Source organism: Pseudomonas laurentiana (assembly GCF_014648275.1).
GTDB lineage: Bacteria > Pseudomonadota > Gammaproteobacteria > Pseudomonadales > Pseudomonadaceae > Aquipseudomonas > Aquipseudomonas laurentiana.
Window position 1 is genome coordinate 135,105 of the sequence record NZ_BMQU01000003.1, and the last position, 19,021, is coordinate 154,125.

At 59.0% G+C, this 19,021-nt stretch carries 22 protein-coding genes and 1 pseudogene; 11 read left to right on the top strand and 12 right to left on the bottom strand.

Annotation, left to right across the window (positions count from 1 at the left end):
* The first annotated feature begins 89 nt into the window (after positions 1–89).
* The 4 genes from IE038_RS04435 to IE038_RS04450 all read left to right on the top strand — a co-directional run bounded on the left by IE038_RS04435 (position 90) and on the right by IE038_RS04450 (position 2,553).
* Entirely contained in the window at positions 90–800 is a 711-nt protein-coding gene (locus IE038_RS04435; RefSeq protein ID WP_163932498.1) for an AzlC family ABC transporter permease, read from the top strand.
* Entirely contained in the window at positions 797–1,093 is a 297-nt protein-coding gene (locus IE038_RS04440; protein WP_163932495.1) for an AzlD family protein, read from the top strand. Before IE038_RS04435 ends, IE038_RS04440 begins: the two co-directional genes overlap by 4 nt.
* 73 nt (positions 1,094–1,166) lie before the next feature.
* A complete protein-coding gene (locus IE038_RS04445) occupies positions 1,167–1,808 on the top strand; it encodes a LysE family translocator (RefSeq protein WP_163932493.1) in 642 nt (213 codons plus the stop codon).
* 262 nt (positions 1,809–2,070) lie between these two features.
* Positions 2,071–2,553, top strand: coding sequence for a DUF2867 domain-containing protein (locus IE038_RS04450; RefSeq protein WP_163932490.1), 483 nt, complete (start codon positions 2,071–2,073; stop codon positions 2,551–2,553).
* A gap of 44 nt (positions 2,554–2,597) precedes the next feature.
* Here IE038_RS04450 and IE038_RS04455 read toward each other — a convergent pair whose 3' ends face one another.
* Positions 2,598–3,437 (bottom strand): isocitrate lyase/PEP mutase family protein, encoded by an 840-nt coding sequence (locus tag IE038_RS04455; protein WP_163932487.1) that lies wholly within the window; start codon positions 3,435–3,437, stop codon positions 2,598–2,600.
* 112 nt (positions 3,438–3,549) lie between these two features.
* Positions 3,550–3,897, bottom strand: coding sequence for a hypothetical protein (locus tag IE038_RS04460; RefSeq protein ID WP_163932484.1), 348 nt, complete (start codon positions 3,895–3,897; stop codon positions 3,550–3,552).
* A 235-nt stretch (positions 3,898–4,132) separates the two neighbouring features.
* Here IE038_RS04460 and IE038_RS04465 point away from each other — a divergent pair, with 235 nt between their 5' ends.
* Positions 4,133–4,333 (top strand): hypothetical protein, encoded by a 201-nt coding sequence (locus IE038_RS04465; RefSeq protein WP_163932478.1) that lies wholly within the window; start codon positions 4,133–4,135, stop codon positions 4,331–4,333.
* Between the two features lie 135 nt (positions 4,334–4,468).
* On the opposite strand, the gene IE038_RS04470 is transcribed toward IE038_RS04465, so the two are convergent.
* Positions 4,469–5,260, bottom strand: a complete 792-nt coding sequence (locus tag IE038_RS04470; protein WP_163932481.1) for a PhzF family phenazine biosynthesis protein — start codon at positions 5,258–5,260, stop codon at positions 4,469–4,471.
* 287 nt (positions 5,261–5,547) lie between these two features.
* Here IE038_RS04470 and IE038_RS04475 point away from each other — a divergent pair, with 287 nt between their 5' ends.
* From IE038_RS04475 to IE038_RS24415, 5 genes and pseudogenes are all read left to right on the top strand, one after another.
* A complete protein-coding gene (locus tag IE038_RS04475) occupies positions 5,548–6,012 on the top strand; it encodes a DUF3429 domain-containing protein (protein WP_189395213.1) in 465 nt (154 codons plus the stop codon).
* Entirely contained in the window at positions 6,009–7,328 is a 1,320-nt protein-coding gene (locus IE038_RS04480; protein ID WP_229775619.1) for an ABC1 kinase family protein, read from the top strand. Before IE038_RS04475 ends, IE038_RS04480 begins: the two co-directional genes overlap by 4 nt.
* 65 nt (positions 7,329–7,393) lie before the next feature.
* The gene (locus IE038_RS04485) at positions 7,394–8,020 is read left to right on the top strand and encodes a LysE family translocator (protein WP_163939596.1); all 627 of its coding nucleotides are present in this window, start codon (positions 7,394–7,396) and stop codon (positions 8,018–8,020) included.
* Between the two features lie 224 nt (positions 8,021–8,244).
* Entirely contained in the window at positions 8,245–9,189 is a 945-nt protein-coding gene (locus IE038_RS04490; RefSeq protein ID WP_189395214.1) for a sensor domain-containing diguanylate cyclase, read from the top strand.
* A 192-nt stretch (positions 9,190–9,381) separates the two neighbouring features.
* Positions 9,382–9,603 (top strand): annotated as a pseudogene (locus IE038_RS24415) (anti-virulence regulator CigR family protein); the annotation flags it as partial.
* 175 nt (positions 9,604–9,778) lie between these two features.
* Here the strand turns inward: IE038_RS24415 and IE038_RS04495 are convergent.
* A complete protein-coding gene (locus IE038_RS04495; RefSeq protein ID WP_163938714.1) occupies positions 9,779–10,801 on the bottom strand; it encodes an SDR family oxidoreductase in 1,023 nt (340 codons plus the stop codon).
* Between the two features lie 289 nt (positions 10,802–11,090).
* Here IE038_RS04495 and IE038_RS04500 point away from each other — a divergent pair, with 289 nt between their 5' ends.
* Entirely contained in the window at positions 11,091–11,687 is a 597-nt protein-coding gene (locus IE038_RS04500; RefSeq protein WP_163938710.1) for a TetR/AcrR family transcriptional regulator, read from the top strand.
* A gap of 18 nt (positions 11,688–11,705) precedes the next feature.
* On the opposite strand, the gene IE038_RS04505 is transcribed toward IE038_RS04500, so the two are convergent.
* From IE038_RS04505 to IE038_RS04540, 8 genes are all read right to left on the bottom strand, one after another.
* Positions 11,706–12,266, bottom strand: a complete 561-nt coding sequence (locus IE038_RS04505; protein ID WP_163938707.1) for a UPF0149 family protein — start codon at positions 12,264–12,266, stop codon at positions 11,706–11,708.
* A gap of 180 nt (positions 12,267–12,446) precedes the next feature.
* A complete protein-coding gene (locus tag IE038_RS04510; RefSeq protein ID WP_163938705.1) occupies positions 12,447–13,775 on the bottom strand; it encodes an alginate export family protein in 1,329 nt (442 codons plus the stop codon).
* Positions 13,776–13,972: 197 nt separating this feature from the next.
* A complete protein-coding gene (locus tag IE038_RS04515; protein WP_189395215.1) occupies positions 13,973–14,752 on the bottom strand; it encodes an SDR family oxidoreductase in 780 nt (259 codons plus the stop codon).
* The gene (locus IE038_RS04520; RefSeq protein ID WP_189395216.1) at positions 14,752–15,540 is read right to left on the bottom strand and encodes an SDR family NAD(P)-dependent oxidoreductase; all 789 of its coding nucleotides are present in this window, start codon (positions 15,538–15,540) and stop codon (positions 14,752–14,754) included. Before IE038_RS04520 ends, IE038_RS04515 begins: the two co-directional genes overlap by 1 nt.
* Entirely contained in the window at positions 15,533–16,357 is an 825-nt protein-coding gene (locus IE038_RS04525; RefSeq protein WP_163938702.1) for a molybdenum cofactor biosynthesis F family protein, read from the bottom strand. Before IE038_RS04525 ends, IE038_RS04520 begins: the two co-directional genes overlap by 8 nt.
* A gap of 60 nt (positions 16,358–16,417) precedes the next feature.
* Complete coding sequence (locus IE038_RS04530; protein ID WP_163938699.1) at positions 16,418–17,110, bottom strand: helix-turn-helix transcriptional regulator; 693 nt, start codon at positions 17,108–17,110, stop codon at positions 16,418–16,420.
* Positions 17,111–17,136: 26 nt separating this feature from the next.
* Entirely contained in the window at positions 17,137–18,435 is a 1,299-nt protein-coding gene (locus IE038_RS04535) for an NAD(P)/FAD-dependent oxidoreductase (protein ID WP_189395217.1), read from the bottom strand.
* 110 nt (positions 18,436–18,545) lie between these two features.
* On the bottom strand, positions 18,546–18,986 hold the full coding sequence (locus IE038_RS04540; protein WP_189395218.1) for a GlcG/HbpS family heme-binding protein: 441 nt from the start codon (positions 18,984–18,986) through the stop codon (positions 18,546–18,548).
* Between the last annotated feature and the right edge of the window lie 35 nt (positions 18,987–19,021).

Below are 19,021 nucleotides of genomic sequence, written 5' to 3' on the forward strand. Positions count from 1 at the left end.
TATAACAGATATTCGCTTTTCTGGACGAACCCTTGGTATCCACAATTACCGCCACCCGACAGCAATAACGATGCAGTGAGTAGCCGCCAATGACCCATACACACACCAGAAGCGAGATTCTGCGAGGGGCGAAGGACGCTCTTCCGATCATGTTCGCGGTCGCCCCGTATGCCATGGTCCTTGGCGCGCAAGCCTCTCAGGTCGGCCTGTCGCTGGTTGAAGTGGGGGTCATGACCGGCCTCAACTTCGCCGGCGGATCGGAATTTGCCGCTATCAAACTGTGGGCTGCAGTGCCACCAATGCTCACGATTGTGCTCATCACTCTGTTGATAAACAGCCGCCATATCGTCATGGGTGCAGCGCTGGCGCCTTATCTTCAGCACTTGCCTAAACGTAAGGTGATCCCCGCTTTGTTTTTCATGGCGGACGAGGGCTGGGCAATCAGCTATGCCGACACGGCGCGGCGATCTCTGGCGCAGCAGCAACCCGCCTTCAGTTGGCCGTACTACTGGGGCGTCTGTTTGCCCTTTTACCCCGTTTGGGTCGGCTTTGCCTTGGTCGGCGCGGCGATCGGACCAGCGCTCGGCAACATTGAAGCCTATGGGTTTGCTATGGCATTCCCGGCAGTCTTTATCGTGCTGCTCAGGAGCATGTGGAAAGGGCCGCAACTGGCCTGTTCGTGGCTGGTCAGCCTGCTGGTAGCGATCCTGGTTTATCTTACGGTGCCAGGGGCCTGGTTCGTGTTTGCCGGTGTCATCGCCGGGATGCTGTTCACGTATCTACGGGCGGTGGCGCAATGATCAGCATGGCGGCTTTAGTGACGATAGTGGGCATGGCATCTGCCACCTATACGACACGTCTGGCGGGTTACCTGCTACTGCGTAAACGCAAGCTCGGGCCGCGTGCACGCGCGGTCATGGAAGCAGCACCCGGGTGCGTGCTGATCTCGGTGATCGCTCCGCACTTCGTCTCGCCTCATCCTGAGGAGTTGATCGCGTTGGGCATCACATTGGTTGCCGCCTGGCGCTTACCGATGCTGTTCACCGTCGCTCTTGGCGTAGCGTCGTTGGCGGTGCTCCGATTGATCCTGTAGGAAATGAGTAACTTGAATCATTTCGCACCCTGGCTTTCTGTAACATTCGCTTTTTTTCTATGAGGCTAAAACCATGGACCCGAATACTGTACTGGGTTTTACCCTGGTAGCCGCAGTTGCCATTGCCAGCCCAGGGCCTGCGACATTGATGGCCATCAACAACAGCCTTGCCCATGGCCAACGCAGCGCCATTTGGTCCTCGTTGGGCAATGCCAGTGGCCTGTTCTGCCTGTCGGCAGCGGCGATGCTGGGGTTGGGGGCCTTGCTTGCCAGCTCCGAATGGTTGTTTAGCATGGTCAAGATCCTCGGTGCCGGATATCTGTTCTATCTCGGGGTGAGGCAGTTGCTTAGCAAGACTCCACTGCTGGCTGATAGCATTCACGAGGGACTGAACACGCATCGGCCCACGCGCCTAAAACTGTACAAGTCGGCGTTTTTTACCGCATTGTCCAACCCAAAGGCGACCCTGTTTTTTACGGCCCTTTTCCCACAGTTCATCGATCAAGGTGCAGCCCTGTTACCGCAGTTTCTGATCCTGACGGCGATTTTCATGGCGCTCTCGGTGTCGTCTTTGAGCCTGTATGCTGCGCTTGCCTCGCGCGCCAAAGGCATACTGAAACGGCCCGAACTGTCCTGCTGGGTGAGTCGGGTGGTGGGTGTAACCTTCATTGGATTCGGTGCTGCGATTCTCGCTATGCGCAGACAGACCGCCTAGGTTCAACATACCGTTAATTGACTGTCTGCAAGACGGGACTGCCCTCATCTCCGGGATGATGGCCCTGCTCGTTCGTGATTGCCTGGCCCGTAGCCTTCGGATTTTCCCTGATAGTGTCGCCGGTACCGGCCTGTAGCCGACAGGTGTTCACACCGCGAACCGTTAAGGAACATGTGGCGGTATTTCTGACGTAGTATGGCTACAGATGATCAGCATCCGATTTTATCGGAAATCGCGGTTGGGCCACTGAAAGGGATAACATTTGGCTACCCCATCACCTGCTCACACGCTGCGTGCACTGTCCGATCTTGATTACTATGACATCAAGTCGGTTCTGCTCCCTGTTGAAATGACCGCTCTTGACGCTTGGCACATCATGACGGCCAAATCAGGACTGCTCATGCGGTTGGCTTTTCGAGCGAGGGACGCGATTTCCTCGTTGTTCGGTGTGAGACGGATCGGCGGGTTCTCCGGCGCGAGGCGAGAAACAGTACACGCTGGCGAAAAGTTGGATTTCTTTCTGGTGGAGCACTGTGCCCCTGACATGCTGGTTCTGACCGAGCGTGACCTGCACCTGGACGTCATGATCTGCCTTTCGATAACAGATCGTGTGTTCACGATCACATCATCTGTCGTAACGCATAATGCCTACGGACGTATCTACATGGTGCCGGTAGGTCTAGCCCATAAGCTGATCGTCAATCGTCATATCAGGCGACTGAAACGAACGTTTGGAGGGCAGTAGATGTGGGTCGTTTGCGCTTGCTTACAGCGCCCGCTACTGGCCAGCTAGTCAGATTTCCTACCGGGGGCCATGAGTGAATTGGCCTCGCGGAAGCTGATGGCGTTGCTGGCGAAATTGAACGTCCCCATGGCTTTTACCTCTTCTGCCGCGCGAATGAACTCGCCCAGTGCGGCCCTGGCCAATGAGCTACCCAGGCTGATTCTTCGGACGCCAACCCCTGCGAGGTCATCCACTGTGAACGTAGAGCCTGCCAAGCCCATTACCACGTTCACTGGTTTCTGTAACGCCTCACAAACCCGCTGGATAGCCTTCAAGTCGGGCAGGCCGGGAGCGAAGAGAACGTCGGCTCCAGCCTGCTCAAATGCTATGAGTCGGCGGATTGTGTCGTCCAGATCATGCACGCCGGCACTGAAGTTCTCCGCACGCGCCACAAATACAAAAGGCAGTGGCAGACTGCGTGCAGCCTCAACTCCAGCAATAACGCGCTCTAGCGCATGGTTGAATTCGTAGATCGGCGCTTGCGGGTTACCCGTAGCGTCTTCGATTGAGCCGCCAACGAGACCAATGTCAGCAGCCATATGGATCGTTTTGGAAACCTCCTCAGGTGAGTCTCCAAATCCGTTTTCAAGGTCGGCGCTGACCGGTAAATGAGTGGCCTCGACGATGCTTTGGGCATTAGCCAGTATCTCTGCCCGCGACAGAGCGCCCTCTGCATCTCGACGACCCAGGCTGAACGCTAGACCGGCACTGGTCGTTGCCAAGGCCTCAAACCCCATGGATGTCAGAATTCTAGCGCTACCAGCGTCCCACGGGTTTGGCAGGATGAGGGGGTGTCTGCGCGAGTGAAGCGCTTGAAACGCCAACGCTTTATCCAGACTGTTCATTTAGGCTCCAGTAGTTGGTTTGAGTAACAGCCAGGTTAGCCATCCTGAACGGAGCTGCCAGGGGAGTGTTTCGCTCAGCCAGGCGTAAGCACCTGGCTGAGCCGAGCGTCAATCAGGTGCAGTTGCGCAGGGCCTGGAAGTCGAAATCTTTCATCTTTGCCCAGCCAAACACTTTACCTGCGTCGCGCTCCGGGTCCGCGGCATCGTAATCAGGAACGGTCAGGAGTTGCACGAAGCCGTTTGCTTCTGCGCCAATAGTGAACGCGCTGAACGTCTTCAGGACAGAATTGCCAGCCTGAGCATTAGGTTCGCTGAAAATCACAACCTGTTGCTTGAACGTGAGGCTTCCATCTTTGGCAACGGTCGTTTTAGGGTAAACGCACTGGCCAACATTGCTGGATGCAAAGGCCATGGCGGGTCCAAACGCTGCCAGTGCCGCAACCAGAATAAGCTTTTTCATTCTCGATCCTTGACGCTTGAAAGTGGAGTCGCCAAGGCTATCACGGTGATGTCTATTTGATATCCCTGTTGGGGATAATTGAAGTGATGATCGTTCGGCAGGACGCCGGAGAGGGCTGAAATTCAGGCATCAAGCGCCATTGCGGAACAGTCCTCTGCCGCTCACCCGGGTAGTAATTTGAAGGTGGATGGGGTATTACGGGTAACCGGCATTGGGCCGGGTCAAGGAGGTTGTTGTGAGCCTGAATCAAGCGCAAGTCGATGCGGTAGAACACCTTCTGATGGCTTTTCTGAAACACTCCGAGAATGCCCAGATTGTTGCGAAGGTGTACGAGGATGCATATTCCTCCATCATGGGTAGCGATGGCCCGGCGGGCACAGCGGAAAAGATGGCCTCCCTTGAACACTTGAACAACCTTCGGTTGCAGCTCAAGTAGTCTGCGTTTCTGGCAGATCCTCAGCACTTCGTGTTTGCACAGATGCCCACGCTTCCGCGCCACAATTGGCGATACTGTTGTTTTGTGGCGCGGAACGGCTGCTTTTCGGCAATCGCAGTGCTTTTACCAGCCTGTTTACAGGCTGATTACCCCTTCCAGATATTGCACGGCATGCCCCGATACAAACACCCGGCCTTCCTCAACACGGCAGTCCAATACACCGCGACGACGTGAGGCCTGCAATGCTGACAATCGCGTTTTTTTCAAACGATCGGCCCAAAATGGCGCCAACCCCGCATGAATGGACCCGGTGACCGGATCCTCGTCACCGCCGTTGGCGGGCCAGAAATAGCGCGAGACAAAGTCGTATTGCTCACCCGGTGCAGTGACCACCACATCACGCGGGCCCAATTCGATCAATTTGTCGAGCTGCGGTACTACGGTCTCGACCTGCTGTTGATCGGCATAGATGGCAAAGTAGGCTTGGCGGTTGACCCAGTATTCGCTGGGTATGATCGAAAGGCCTTCCCGCAACTGGGCGGGCACATCAACCAGCGGACGCGGAGCGAGCTCAGGAAAATTCAACTCGATCTCACCGCTTGGTAACTGCGTCACCGGGATCTCTCCCACCGCCTTGGCCCAGAAGGTGATGGACTTGGAAGCACCTGGTAGGTTGAACAGCACAAAAGCGCTGGCCAAGGTTGCGTGGCCGCAGAAGTCGATCTCGGTGAGTGGTGAGAACCAGCGAATCTCATACTGCCCGTGTGCGTTAAGAACAAAGAACGCAGTCTCCGGAAGCGAGTTTTCAATGGCAATGGATTGCATCACCTCTACGGGAAGCCAAGACTCAAGGGGCACTACGGCTGCCGGACTGCCGGAGAAGACTTCAGAGGTAAACGCGTCGACTTGGTAGAGTTTGAGGCGCATGGGGAGTCCATTCAAAACAGTGGAACGGTACGTTAGCAAGAGAGCCCGGTGCCCAGTAGTGACAGACCTGTGTTTTTTGGGGCATACAGCCATCAATCAGGCGGCGGGTTGACAGTGTGTTCTGTGGCTGCTGAGGCGGGCCAAGGTTGTGTCTCTCAACGTTGATCCCGTACCTGTGCAAGTGGATCGTGGCGCTCGCGCGCCACTGGATTGCAGGAGCAGCATTGGAATCACGTCAGGGCTTTTGGGCCTACAGTCTTAAATGTCTGCCACTGGAAGGAATTCAAATGAACGTATTGTCGCTGACCTCGCCGCCAAGGCATGTCGCTTTACTGGGGTATGGCGGCTTGCTGCCGTTTATTGGTCTGGCACTGCTGATCCTGGGCTTTTCTGAGCATCGGCTCTTGTGGGCGACGGCGTTGGTCACGTATGGCGCGGTCATCCTGAGTTTTGTGGGTGCTTTGCATTGGGGGTTTGCCATGACCGCGCAAGGCATGAGTATCGAGCAGCGCCGTGATCGGTTCATCTGGAGCATCATTCCGGCCCTCATCGCTTGGGCTGCCACGTTGCTGCCACTGTCATGGGGGTGTTTGTTGTTGGTCGTCGGGTTTGTCGTCCACTTCTGGCAGGACCGGCACCTGCTGCAGGTTGTGAGTTTGCCTGCCTGGTACCTGCCGATGCGATTGCGGCTAACCAGCGTCGCGAGCGTCTGTCTCCTGCTTGGCGCGGTTGTCATGGCGATCAACTCGTGAAACCGCGGGAGCCCGGCTCGTCTCCTGTGCCGGGCAGTCGCTTGTCGCGGCTGATGCGTTTTGGCAGTTTGGCCTCGGGTGTCGCGAGCGGTATGTTGGCTGAAGGTGCTCGGCAGTTGGCGCAAGGCAAACGTCCGGCGTTCAGTGATCTGCTGTTGACGCCAGGCAATGTGCGGCGGGTGGTCGAGCAGTTGTCGCAACTGCGTGGCGCAGCCATGAAGGTCGGGCAGTTGTTATCGATGGATGCAGGTGATTTGCTGCCGCGTGAGCTCAGCGAAATCCTTTCTCGTTTACGCTCCGACGCGCATCCGATGCCCATGAGCCAGTTGGTGGCAGTGCTCAACGAAAGCTGGGGCAAGGGGTGGGAAGGGCGTTTCGAACGTTTTTCCTTCACCCCTCTGGCGGCGGCGTCCATCGGCCAGGTTCATGCTGCGCAAAGCAAAGATGGCCAACGCCTGGCGATCAAGGTGCAGTATCCAGGTGTGCGTGAGAGTATTGCCAGCGATGTCGATAACGTCGCCACGTTGCTGAGTATCTCCGGGTTGCTACCTAAAGGCAGTGACGTTGCACCTCTGCTCGAAGAGGCCAAGCGTCAGCTACAGGATGAAGCGGATTACCTCAAGGAGGCCGAGCATTTACGGCACTTTCATCAGTTGCTGGCCGACAGCCCTGAGTTTCTGGTTCCTTGCGCGTATGCCGAGTTCAGCTCGTCAACCATTCTGGTGATGTCCTTCATCGACGGGGTCGCGGTGGAGTCACTTGAACACGCGCCTCAGGCCGAGCGTGACCGGGTCATCACGTTGTTGTTTGGCCTGCTGCTGCGCGAGGTGTTCGAGTTCCAGTGCGTGCAGACCGATCCTAACTTTGCCAACTACCGTTATCAGCGAGACACCCGCCAGATGGTGTTGCTCGACTTCGGCGCTACACGCCGTTATGTCCGCAGCAGCACTGAGGCTTATCGCCGCTTGCTGATTGCAGGCTTGCGTGAGGACCGCGCCGCCATTGGCGAGGCCGCGCTGGACGTCGGTTACTTTCGACCTGAAACCCTGCCCAAACACAGAGTGTTGCTGACGGACCTGATCGCCCAAGCCTGCGAGCCACTGCGGCATCAAGGTGTCTATGACTTTGCGACCTCTGACCTCGCCTTGCGTTTGCGTGATGCGGGGTGGCAACTGGGTACTGACCGCGACTTCTGGGGCGCCCCCCCAGTGGATGTACTGTTTCTGCATCGCAAGGTGGGAGGGTTGTATCTGTTGGCCGCGAAGCTGAAGGCACGTGTGGATGTGCGACGTCTGTTCGAGCCTTACTTGATTTGAGCGTTTTGCGTGCAACAATACCCCTGACAGGCCTGATGCCTCTATTACGTTCAAGGATGATTACCGTGTTTCCACTCGATACCTGGCTTGCCTATACCGCTGCCTGCTTGCTGTTAGTGGCATCCCCCGGCCCGGATAACCTGCTGGCCATTGGCCGCGGGCTCAGCCAAGGCCGTATGGCTGCCATCGTTTCGGGTCTGGCTTCTGGTGCGGGGATTCTGTTCCACGTGACCGCCGCCTCGTTGGGGTTGACCCTGCTTATGCAGACCTCGGAGGTCGCGTTCTGGTTCATCAAGCTCCTAGGCGCAGGTTACTTGCTCTGGCTCGGTATCAAGGTATTGCGTTCTCGCAGCCTGATCAGTTTTCGACCGGCCGCCCGGCAATCGCTGCCGAGCATTTTCCTCACAGGTTTTCTCTCTGCTGCACTCAATCCCAAACCGGGTTTGTTCGTGCTGGCATTCATCCCGCAGTTCGTCGATCCGCAACGTGGTTCAGTGACCGTACAGATGTTGGTGTACGGCATATGGTTCGCTGCGCTGACGGCGGTGGGTTTTGCGCTCATGGGGGTGTTTGCCACTACGCTATCCCAGTGTCTGCGTCAGCGACCACGACTCGTCAATGGGCTGAACGTGGGGGCGGGTTTGACCTTTGTGGCGTCAGGCGTGTCGATTGCGGCGCTCAGCCAGAAGTAGCGTTCGATAGGCCGGGCAGGCTGGGTGGGCTATCCGGTCTACGGGTGGTCAATGCCCGTGCGTTTCAATAGACGGATGGTGCATGTGTACGGGTCCAAGTGGCAGGCATGAAAACCCGCCACAAAGTAGGGCTTAACTTTATAATCGCGGGCTATGTCCAACGATGGCTATTGTGGGGTTGCCTCCTATGGCGTCCGTTGTCTGGTTATTTCTTGAGGCATGCCATGAATGATTTTGAGAGTGTGTCGATAAGAGCACTGGCCTTTTTACGCCGAATACTTGGCTTCCAGCTGTGCATGGTGACCCGAACCGAGGGTAACGATTGGACGGTCTTACACAGTGACGATCAAGGTTATGGCGTCGTTCCTGGCGATGTATTCAATTGGGACGACTCCTTCTGCAGTGAAATGGTCAAAGGGTTTGGGCCGAATGTTGCTTCGGACTCACGTCAGATACCCGCGTATGCGGCGGCTGAAATTGGTCGAAAAATACCAATCGGTGCCTACATCGGCGTGCCACTCCTGCTGTCCGATGGACGCCTGTTTGGGACCTTGTGTGGCATCGACCCTGAGTCCAAGCCGGATAGCATTTCCGAACATCAGGAGCTGATTGAGTTGGTGGGCGAGATGCTCAGCACCATTCTGCAGATGGAACTGAGGGTCGACGAGGAAGAGCGACGGGCTGAGCGGTATCAGGCTCAAGCGCTTACCGATGCATTGACGGGGGTCTACAACCGCGCGGGATGGGTCCAGCTTCTTGCCAAGGAAGAGGCGCGTTACCAGCGTTACCGCCAGTCCTCCGTTGTGATAGTCGTCGATCTGGACGAACTGAAGGCTGTTAACGATAGCCATGGCCATGCAGCCGGCGATGCGCTGATCAAGCGTGCAGCTTCTGCCCTGCAAAAGGCGTCCAGGGCTGACGACATCGTTGCCCGACTGGGCGGTGATGAGTTCGGCATCATTGGCGTCAATTGCGACTTGTCTGGCGGTCAAGCGCTGTGCGAGAGAATTAAAGAAGCGCTTGAGGAGGAGGGGATCAAGGCTTCCTGTGGGCTTGCTGTTACCAACAAGGCAGTCCGTATCTCCGAGGCCCTGACTATTGCAGACCGGGCAATGTATGAGCAAAAGCGCCAGAGGAAATCCGGTGAAGTCGAAGGCGCTGCGTCGTAGTCGTTGATCCTCGCGCCCAAGAAAAAGCCCGCTAACCACACTGCACGGGTTCTTTGGTCAAGAACAATGCACATGCAACGGCCTGTGCATTTCCTGTGGGATGCAGGCTTGCCTGCGATGGAATGCTCATGGAGCCAAAATCATCTGGAGCGTCTACATTCCTGAGGAACATCATTTTCTGAGAGTACGGATATGTTCAGATCTTGCTCGTTGATTGCAGTTGTTACCTGTGTTGCGCTGGTATCCGGTTCAGCGACTGCATTGGCCGATCCCGGTAACGGGAAGGGGCAAGGAGGTGGTAAGGGAAATCCGCACAGCAGCCAGGACTATGACCATTCAGGTGGTCATGGAAACAAAGGGAAGAATTCAGGCGGCGACTGGGATAATGGTCCCCGCATCAATCGGCTGAGCATTGCAGTGTGCTGCTTGAGTTTCAGGCTTCAAGAGCCCCGCAGGCTAACGTCTGCGGGGCTTTTTCGTAGAGGGGCGGGTTTTTTCTTGTCTATGCGCTAGCACTGGGTGAGGGCGCGGTTTTCAGTCTGCGCGGATAAATTGAGGACAAGCGGGGCCGTTTGATCGCGCATGGGTATCATGCACTTCCCTGTGAGGGATAGCCGTTGTCGAGGTACCACTGCAAGGTGTCACGCAGGGTGTGCGCTACGGGACGGAATTGGCAGCCGAGCTCGCGCTGGCTTTTCTCATGGCTGAAGTGGGTGCGGTCCTGTTCCTCGGCAATGAGTTTGACGGTGGAGCGACTGAGCAGTATCGGCTTCCCAGTCAAGCGGTAGTAACCTTCGTAGAGCAGTGCAATCAGGCGCAGCATGAACAGTGGCACCTTGCGCGTTGGTGCCTGGACGCCGCTGATGGCAGCCACCTCTTCGACGAGACGGGCCATTTCCATGTGCACGCCAGCGGCCAGGTAACGTTCACCGCTGCGTCCGTGGGTGATCGCTGCGATTTGGTGTTCGGCGACGTCCCTTGCATCGACCACGGAGAAGCTGCCCGGAGGTGTGCCCGGCAGTTTCTGAGCGATGAAGTCGAGCAGGAACTGCCCTGACGAAGTCGGACCGATGTCGCCGGGACCGAACATCCAGCCGGGTAGGACCATGGCGATGAACATGTCTGGATGACTGGCAAGAAACGTGCGCACGACTGCTTCGCTGAGGATCTTGCTGCGGTAGTAGTCGTCGGCTTCCTGCTCGGGGCGGGACATGCTCTCGTCGATCAGCTCACCCTTTTCGCCCTTGAGCACGGCAATTGATGAGACATGTACGGCACGGCGGATGCCCGCGTCATAAGCGGCTTGCAGCAGGCGTTCGGTGCCCAGGACGTTGGTGTCGTATAACCGCTGCCAGTGCTTTCCGCCTTTGTAGCTGTCGCGAAAATAGGCGGCGGTATGGAAGAGGGCGTCACAGCCCTGCAGATGCTGGCGAAACGTGTCGATGTTCAGCAGGTCGCCTTCGACCCATTCGACTGGCAAGTCGCCAAACTGCACCCGCGCTTTGGTTGCCGAGCGGACCAGGGCTTTTACGTTGATGTGGCGGTTTAGAAGGGCGCGAACAGTATTGTTGCCCAACAAGCCCGTTGCACCGGTGACAAATGCACATTCCATGGTGATGTCCTGCTTCCTGCATGTTCTGGATGATCCCGCCATGGTACTGGCCAGTGGACGGGAGCTAGGTCGTCGCCTGTGAAGGTGGTCGATGGTGGCTATTGGATACCAGTTGGTATCTGAATATCAATCGGTTTTTGTAACCCGCGGTTCCAGGGGCTGCACGACTGCGCTATTGATCAATGCGTTATCATGCGCGGCGAAAGGGCCGGTTCCACGCTATTGGGTGAGGTGCCGAGCGTTCCTGGCACATGTGCAGTGCCCCGGGGGTTGGGGCTGGAGTTCAAGCGTGATCAAAAAAAGGATGGGGCGGGAAGAGAAGCAGCACATCACGCGCGAGAAGCTTTTTGAGGCGGCTCTTGAATTGATGGTCAGCAAAGGCTTTCACGCTGCAAGTGTCAGCGATATTGCCGAAACAGCCGGCTTTTCCAAAGGTGCTTTTTTTTCGAACTTTTCCAGCAAGGCGGATTTGTTGCTGTGCCTGGCCCAGCGGTTCAAGGGGGCGGAAATCGAGCGTTTGAGCGCGACGGTCAATGCCAGCGAGAGCGCAGAAGCGCTTGAACATGGCCTGAGCCTGTATATAGACAGCCTCAAGCACAACAAAGCCTGCGTGATCATTGATGTCGAGCTGCAATTGCTCGCGGCCCGGGACACAACGTTCGCACCGCATTATCACGCGCTGCACAAGCAGCACAGCGAAGCGCTAGGTGTGCTGATCGAGCGTATCTTCAACCAGGCCGGCAAGCAGGTGCCATTGGAACGCAGCATGCTGGCCAGGGTATTCACCTCACTGGTCGAAGGACTGATTCTGCAGTGCCATGAGGACCCCGCTCAGGAGATCAAGTTGGTCTGGAGCGCCTTGATGCAGAGCGCTCCAGCGCTTTGACAGCACTGCCGCAGCCGGTCACCCCTGGCGCTGAGCGGCCCAGTAGTCATGCAGGGCACAGGCAGCCGGTTCGATTGCCGCTACGAGCAGGCGGTGTTGAGCCACATCCAGGTCCACCGGTAGTTCAAAGTTGTCTTGTTCGGCACAGGTGCTGATTGCTTGGAACAGTGTGGCTTGAGGTGCTGGCAGCTCGGGCCAGTTGCCCACCGCTACCCCGCGCAGGTAACCAAAGCACCATTCTTCAGCCAGGGTGAGTGCCTCGCCCTGGTGTTCGGTCTGTTCAAAGCGTGCCTTGAAGGCCTGCACGTCGAGGGCCAATTGGGTGGCCAGCGTGTTCATGTGGCGTACGCTCAATTCAATGAACTGCCTGCATTCCTCAGGGCTTTCCCAGTCCGGGTTTTGCCCGCCCCAGATGGCTGGGAACCATTCGGCGATATCCACCTGCACAGGGCTGGAGACCAGCGCGGTGAAGTAACCGTCGAGCTCGGAGGGGTTGAGCACCGAGTGATCGTCGCCGTACTTCAGCAAGGTGTCTTCGATAAACGTGAAGTCAGCGGCATCGAGGGGTTGGGTGTGCATGGGGCTGTTCCTTGGTATACGCGCGTAACGCGAGGGCGGCGCTTGAAAAGGCGTGGAGGATGGCGCTTCTTGCGGTTTTTATCCAGCCCGGCTTGTTCAGGCTTCGCTGGCCTGCAGCGTGCCCCGCCCGCTTGAAGCAACCACCGCTCGATGGACGCGGTGGTCATGTGATGTGGGCCGTTAGAACGGAACGGCCACGGTGAGCTGGCTGTAGACGTTGGTGCCGTTGCCGCCCACCTGGTTGCCGCCGTTGGTCTCATCCTTCTTGGGTTGGTAGAGGCCAACCAGAGGGCTGATGACCAGGTGTTCGTTGACTGCCCATTCGACGTACAGGTCCAGCTCGCGTGCGTCCAGGTTCAGGGCGTTGCGTGTGTGCAGGGTGTTGAAGTCGAAGTACAGTGCGCCGACGGTGACGTTCTCCAGCGGGTTGGCCTTCAGGCCCACGTGGTGCACGTCGGTGTTGCTGTTGAACGGGCCGGAGTAGTTGGCGGCCACTTCACCCTGGAACCACGTGCCGTAGCCGGTGCTCAGGCCGTTGAACAGTGGGTCCCAACCTTCGGAGTAACGGCTGTAGCGGTAGGTCAACTTCGGTGCCCAGGCGACATCGGCAAAGGTGTAGCCGGCTTCGGCGTACCAGGCTTTTTCGGCGCCTGCGTCCTTGTCCTCCCAGGCGTATTCAAACGCGAAGCTGGCGTTTTCGATACCTGCGTTGCCTTCGCCCCGCAGGCTGTAGACATCCATGCCATCACGCTGCTTCTGGAAGTCGCTGGCCCATTGATCAGTGACACCCAGGCCATGAATCCAGGTCAGGCCCAGGGTGCCGACGTCAGCGGTGTAGTCCAGGGTGCCGGCGGCCAGTTCGGTCTCGGCTTGTGCGCGGTTGTTGGACTTGAGCCAGAGCATGCTGCCATGCAGGCCGTCCTTGCCACCCAGGCGCAGTACGGCGGTGCGGTCAAAGGCATGGCGGGCGGCGAGGTAGTAGGCTCCGCCACGGTTCAGCGCGCCGTCAGCCGGGCCGTTGCCCAGGTTCGGGCCGTCGTCGTTAATCAAGAAGCCGCTGCCGATCTTGACCACCTGGCGGCCAGCGGAGACATCGACGCCGTCCTTGCCCAGCACAGGGAACAGATCGGCCGAACGCCAGCCCAGGTACGCGTCTTCAATCTTGGTGGTGCGTTCGGAGCCGTCGGTGTTGCCGGCCGCGTCGCCGTCACCCCACGTGCCAGAGCTGACCCAGTTGAGTGCGCCGTAGGCCGTACCGTTGCCGCCCAGCCCTTGATCGCCGCTGACGCCGTACTTGATGAAGCCTTCACGCCAGGTGGAGCCACCCGATGTGCCGTCGTAGTTCTTTCGGCTGTTGAACAGGCCATAGACCGCGAGAAAGTCGGCGTTCAGGTGCGTGTCGTCGTCGGCATACAGTGCGTAAGCCGTGGCGGTCTGGCTGGCGGCGAGTGTGGCGACGCCTAGGCCGATGGCCTGTATTAACGGCAACAGGTGAACTTTTCTTCCCATGAGACTCTCCCTCGTTTTTTCTTCGTAGCACGGACGGCTGCGTTTTTTGTTCAGACAAGATCGTCGTCGCTTGCTGGCTGGCGACGGGCTATTAGCGCGTTGTTGTGGGGGGCAAGTCTTGTTCGTGGCTGCCAGTGCCCTTGATCCCGGCGGCCAGTGCCGGCAGTTGTTCGTCTGCCGACATGGCCGCGCGTCGCTCAGGGTTGTTGTGGGGCGGTGGCCTGGGTTTCAGGCAGCGTTGCACCGCCGTCGACGATCAGGGTTTGCCCGGTGATGTAGCCGGCGCGCTCCGAGGCCAGAAACAACATGGCATTGGCGATGTCCTGCGGTTCGCCCAGGCGGCCCAGGGGAACACCTTGGGCAATGCGCGCATTGAGGGATTCGTCGCCCAGGTTGGTCATAGCGGGTGTACGCACCATGCCCGGCTCGACCCCGTTGACTCGCACGTTGAAGGTGGCCAGCTCCAATGCCGCGCTGCGAATGAAACCGTTGACCCCAGCCTTGGACGCAGCGTAGTGGCTCAACCCTGGAAAGGCGACCCGTGGGCCGGTGACCGATGAGGTCACCAGGACCGTGCCGGCGCCTTGGCGCTGGAACAGCGGCAGGGCGCCCTGGGTCAGCCAGAACAATGCCGAGAGGTTCACCGCCAGTGTGCGCTGGAGAACCTCTGGGGTGATCTGGTTGAACGGTGTCAGCGGAAAGTAGCCCGCGTTATGCACCAGCACATCCAGCCGCTCAAGGCCCGCGAGCAGGCTGAAGATTGCGTCAGGGTTTGCCAGGTCGATGCCGATTGCGTCGACCATTCGGCCTTCGGCCTGCAATGAAGCCGCCAGGGCTTGTGCCTGAACCAGGTTGAGATCAGCGATCACCACCTTGGCACCACTGGCGGCGAAGCCCTCGACGATGCTGCGGCCAATGCCTTGGGCGCCACCGGTGACCAGCACGGTTTGCCCCTTGAAGTCGAAGTGAGTGCTCATCAGGCGCCCTCCAGATGGGTGTAGGCCAGCGTCGGCACATCGACGATGCTTGAGCCGCCGTCTGCAGGGATAACCGCCCCAGTGATGATCGAGGCTTGCTCGCTGATCAGAAACTGGCAGAGGCTGGCGATTTCGTCGGCACTGGCCGGGCGTCGCAGCGGCACATCGGCGGTCACCCGGCGGTAGGCAGCTTCCAGGTCTTCGCGGTAGTGCTGCATCAGGGGCTGCATTTCTTCATCGGCCATGGGGGTGCGCACCCAGCCAGGGCAGATGCAATTGACTCGCACGCCCAGCGGGCCGTAGTCACGCGCCAGTGACCGGTTGAGGCCGATAAGCGCGTGCTTGCTGGTGGTGTAGCCGCACACCTGCGGGCCGGCCGAGAGGGCCGCAATCGATCCCATCAGGACGATGCTGCCGCGTCGCTCGATCAACAGCGGCAGGCAGGCGCGAGCGCTGTGGAAGGCACTGTCGAGGTTGCTGCGCAGTGCTGCATGCCAGGCGTCATCGTGGGTGTCCAGGGCCGCGCCGAGGCCGTGCCCACCGGCGCAGGCGATCAGTGCGTCGAGGCCACCGAAGCGCTTGCGGATCTGTTCGATGAAACCGACCCACGCCTGGCTGCTGGCAGCATCGCCGACCAGTACCTGTGCGCCGGTTGCGGCCGCGACCTGTTCCAGCGCTTCCCGGCGACGGCCGACCAGCACCAGATTGGCGCCCTGGTCGGCCAGGCGTCGGGCGCAGGCAGCACCGATCCCGGTTCCACCACCGGTAATCAGGATCGTCTTAGTCATGCGCGTGAACCGTGATGTTGATCAGGTTGCAGTAGGAGGACACCGGAAAGTTCGACAGTTCGTCGAAACTGCCACCTGCATAGCCAAAGATCTTGCCGTCGCTGCGGTGGTTTTTCAGGTCGATCATCACCAGCCCCAGTGTTGGCACGATCTTCTCGCGCCAGACGAACAGGTAGAGTTCATCGGCGATCTTGTAGTAGTGAGCGCGGTCGGTGTCGCACAGACCCTGCTCGACACCTTCAAGGCACTGCCAAGCGTAGTAGTGCTCATTCAGATAGATGTGTTCGTAGACTTCGGTCGGGCTATAGCGGTAGCGGTTGCGGATACCGACCAGCTCTTGTGTCGGGGCATGCGGGCAGCCGCCATCGCGCCACGGCGTGTCCAGGCTGCCGTGGAAAAACTGTGCGTCCACGCGGGTCAGGCTCTTGCCGGCCAGGGCCAGGTGGTAAAGGCCCTCATGGGTTTCCGATTCGCGGGGCAGGCGACCGATAACGGCGGTGAAGGAGTGTGTCAGGGTGTCCAGTACCAGTGAGATCGACCTGTCCTGGCCGTGCTCATGTTTCAGGAAATCCACCAGGTAGATCCCCGGGCGTATGGAGGTCGCGCGGTAGTTGGCACTGCCACTGGAGTGGCCGTCGGCGGCGCTCCAGTGCACCTGTTCGGCATCGAAACGGTGGGTGATTTCCCAGCCATTGGCGAAGAACAGGTTGAATTGCTTGCCGGCCAGTTCGGCGAGCTGCGGCAGGATAAATGCTTCGGGGGCAAAACCCTCGGCCAGGGCGCCTACGGTGATCCATTCGGCGTGTGGAGTAGTCATGGCGGTTGCTCGTGCGATGGAAGATGCAGTGATGGTGCATCCCGCTGGCGCACGGCGGTATCAACCAGAGGGTTGAGTCCTGGCGTTTTCTGGGAGGAACAGTGCCCCGACCAGCTCGGTACGGTTTTTCACGCCGACCTTGCGGAACAGGTTGATCAGGTGGGTTTTCACCGTTGGCAGGCCAAGGTCGAGGTGGCGTGCCAGTTGTTTGTTGCTCACGCCTTCCCGCAACAGCACGGCGATCTCGCGTTCGCGTGGGGTCAACCGTTGCAGGCGATCATCCCTTGGTGCGCTGGGCAGCTGATGCGCCGCCAGTTGCATCAGGCCGTGCAGCGGCAACAGGCTTTGCAGCTCGTGCGCCTGAAACAGCCCCAGGCCGCTACAGCGCAACAGCGACAGGCCGGCGGCGGGGCGTCCTTCGACGTGGGCAATCACCTCGACCACATCCACCACCTGATGCTGGTTTAGGAAACGTTGGTACAGGCGACCGCTGGCCTCACTGTGGTGAGCCAGGCCCTGGCGCAGCGACACCACCGGCAGGCCGATGGCCAGGCAGTTGCTGGGTTGCAGTGGGTCGAGGTGACGGTAGTGTTCCAGGTAGGTGTGGTGCATGGGCGCTTGCATGCCCAGCAACTGGAAGTCACAGGCCTGCAGCTGCGCGTCGATGCGATAGAACGCACCCAGTGACGCCGGGACCTGCTGGCTGAAGGCGTGCAGGCAGTGTTGGCCGAGTGCTTTGGTGCAGGCAGGCATGGTGCGGTTATCGTCCAAGGCGGGGGTTAACGGCGGCCAGACCAGAAGCCTGACAGTTGGTGCCAGCTCTTACCGGCACTGAGCAGCAGCGGCCGAAAATGATCCTTGCCGTACACCTGAGTGCGTTTGACCGAGCTGATCAAATCGTAGCGCGCCGAGCCTTCGCTCATGCCCTCGGCCAACACCTTGCAGATGATGTGGCTGGGGGTGACGCCGAAGCCTGAGTAGCCTTGTACGAAGAACGCATTGGCACGGCCGGGCAGGGTGCCGATTTGCGGGAACAGGTTCGGGCTGCACGCCATTGGGCCGCCCCAGGCCAGGTCGATGTTGACGTCCTTCAAGTACGGAAAGATCTTGAGCATCAGCCTGCGGTTCCAGGCTTTCAGGTCAAGCGGGATGTGCTCGATGAACGGTGTGGCCGAACCGAACAGCAGGCGGTTTTCGCGGGTTACGCGGTAGTAGTCGATGATCGGCCGAATGTCGCTGTAGGCACCACGGATGGGGCTGATACGCTGGATCAGTGCGTCTGGCAGCGGCTCGGTCATCATCTGGAACGCATAGGTGTTGATCGTGCTCTTGTGCAGCTCCGGTTCCAGTTTGTTGAGAAAGCTGTCGCAGGCCCAGAGCAGTTTGCTTGCCCTGACCGACCCCTTGGCGGTGCGCACGGTGATCCGTTCGCCGTATGACACCTCCAGGGCCGGGCTGTATTCGAAGATCTTTACGCCATGACTGGCCAGCGCCTGGGCTTCACCCAGCAACAGGTTCAAGGAGTGCACGTGGCCACCGCCCATGTGCAGCAGGGCGCTGCTGTAGGCCTTCGAACCGATGATCTGCTGGACATCGGAACCGTCCAGAAAGCGGATTTCGTGTTTTGAACCGAGGGATTTGAACGCCGTTTCCCAGCTGCGCAGGGTGGCGGCCTGACGGCGGTTGAAACCCATGTAACCGTAGCCGTGGCAGAAGTCTGCATCGATGCCGTACTTGGCAATACGCGCCTTGATGATGTCGGCACCGAGGTCGCTGATTTCGAAAATCGAGCGCAGGCCCGCTTCGCCGACATCCTGCTTGATCTTCTCCAGGTCGTGACCAATGCCCGCCATGATCTGCCCGCCGTTGCGACCGGTGCCGCCAAAGCCCAGGTAGCGCGCTTCCAGCACGACGGTGTTGGTGATGCCTTTTTCGGCCAGCTCCAACGCCGTGTTGATACCGGAAAAGCCACCGCCGATGACCACGACATCCGCTTCCAGGTCGGCTTGCAGGTCGGGGAAGTGCAGGTCGTACTTCTTGGTCGCCGTGTAGTAGGTTGGCGTTTCGATGTTGATCATGGCTGCCACCTGGAACAAAGGGTGTGAGGCAAGACAGGATGCACCCCGCGAAGCGACCGTGCTGGCCTTGGCCATCAAGCGGACTACAAGGGGAACCGTCGACGTTCAGTCTAGTGGCCGAGCAGCGTGCGGACACGTTCGACGGCGGCTTCGGCACAGCGGCCATCGACAGCCTCGGAGGCACCGGAGACGCCAATGGCGCCGATCACCAGCCCTTCATGCAGGAAAGGCGCGCCGCCACCAAACAGGGCCATGTTGCGTTGCAGCGGTAAGCCTTGGCGGACGCCTTCGGAGCATTTTTCCAGGCGGGCTTGCCAGCCCTGTGTGGCGATGCCGAAGCCCACGGCGGTCAGGGCTTTGTTCAGGGCAATGTCCTGCGATGGCCGGGGAGCCCTGTCCATGTGGGCGCAGTGAATCGGAAGACCGCTTGCGTCGACCACTACCAGGCTGACTCGCACCTGTTCTTCTTCGGCTTTTTCCAGGGCCGCTTGCAGTGCCTGCATGGCCATGCGCAGGGTGATGGTGGGTTGCTGGCGTAGAAGTTCGTTCATCTCGCGACCTTGTCTGTTCAGTGATCTGTTGAAGC

What these genes read in the sequence shown, in the direction of transcription:
- IE038_RS04435 (WP_163932498.1), top strand. Translation starts at nt 90, where the DNA reads ATGACCCATACACACACCAGAAGCGAGATTCTGCGAGGGGCGAAGGAC.
- IE038_RS04440 (WP_163932495.1), top strand. Translation starts at nt 797, where the DNA reads ATGATCAGCATGGCGGCTTTAGTGACGATAGTGGGCATGGCATCTGCC.
- IE038_RS04445 (WP_163932493.1), top strand. Translation starts at nt 1,167, where the DNA reads ATGGACCCGAATACTGTACTGGGTTTTACCCTGGTAGCCGCAGTTGCC.
- IE038_RS04455 (WP_163932487.1), bottom strand. Translation starts at nt 3,437, where the DNA reads ATGAACAGTCTGGATAAAGCGTTGGCGTTTCAAGCGCTTCACTCGCGC.
- IE038_RS04460 (WP_163932484.1), bottom strand. Translation starts at nt 3,897, where the DNA reads ATGAAAAAGCTTATTCTGGTTGCGGCACTGGCAGCGTTTGGACCCGCC.
- IE038_RS04470 (WP_163932481.1), bottom strand. Translation starts at nt 5,260, where the DNA reads ATGCGCCTCAAACTCTACCAAGTCGACGCGTTTACCTCTGAAGTCTTC.
- IE038_RS04475 (WP_189395213.1), top strand. Translation starts at nt 5,548, where the DNA reads ATGAACGTATTGTCGCTGACCTCGCCGCCAAGGCATGTCGCTTTACTG.
- IE038_RS04490 (WP_189395214.1), top strand. Translation starts at nt 8,245, where the DNA reads ATGAATGATTTTGAGAGTGTGTCGATAAGAGCACTGGCCTTTTTACGC.
- IE038_RS04495 (WP_163938714.1), bottom strand. Translation starts at nt 10,801, where the DNA reads ATGGAATGTGCATTTGTCACCGGTGCAACGGGCTTGTTGGGCAACAAT.
- IE038_RS04505 (WP_163938707.1), bottom strand. Translation starts at nt 12,266, where the DNA reads ATGCACACCCAACCCCTCGATGCCGCTGACTTCACGTTTATCGAAGAC.
- IE038_RS04510 (WP_163938705.1), bottom strand. Translation starts at nt 13,775, where the DNA reads ATGGGAAGAAAAGTTCACCTGTTGCCGTTAATACAGGCCATCGGCCTA.
- IE038_RS04515 (WP_189395215.1), bottom strand. Translation starts at nt 14,752, where the DNA reads ATGAGCACTCACTTCGACTTCAAGGGGCAAACCGTGCTGGTCACCGGT.
- IE038_RS04520 (WP_189395216.1), bottom strand. Translation starts at nt 15,540, where the DNA reads ATGACTAAGACGATCCTGATTACCGGTGGTGGAACCGGGATCGGTGCT.
- IE038_RS04525 (WP_163938702.1), bottom strand. Translation starts at nt 16,357, where the DNA reads ATGACTACTCCACACGCCGAATGGATCACCGTAGGCGCCCTGGCCGAG.
- IE038_RS04530 (WP_163938699.1), bottom strand. Translation starts at nt 17,110, where the DNA reads ATGCCTGCCTGCACCAAAGCACTCGGCCAACACTGCCTGCACGCCTTC.
- IE038_RS04535 (WP_189395217.1), bottom strand. Translation starts at nt 18,435, where the DNA reads ATGATCAACATCGAAACGCCAACCTACTACACGGCGACCAAGAAGTAC.
- IE038_RS04540 (WP_189395218.1), bottom strand. Translation starts at nt 18,986, where the DNA reads ATGAACGAACTTCTACGCCAGCAACCCACCATCACCCTGCGCATGGCC.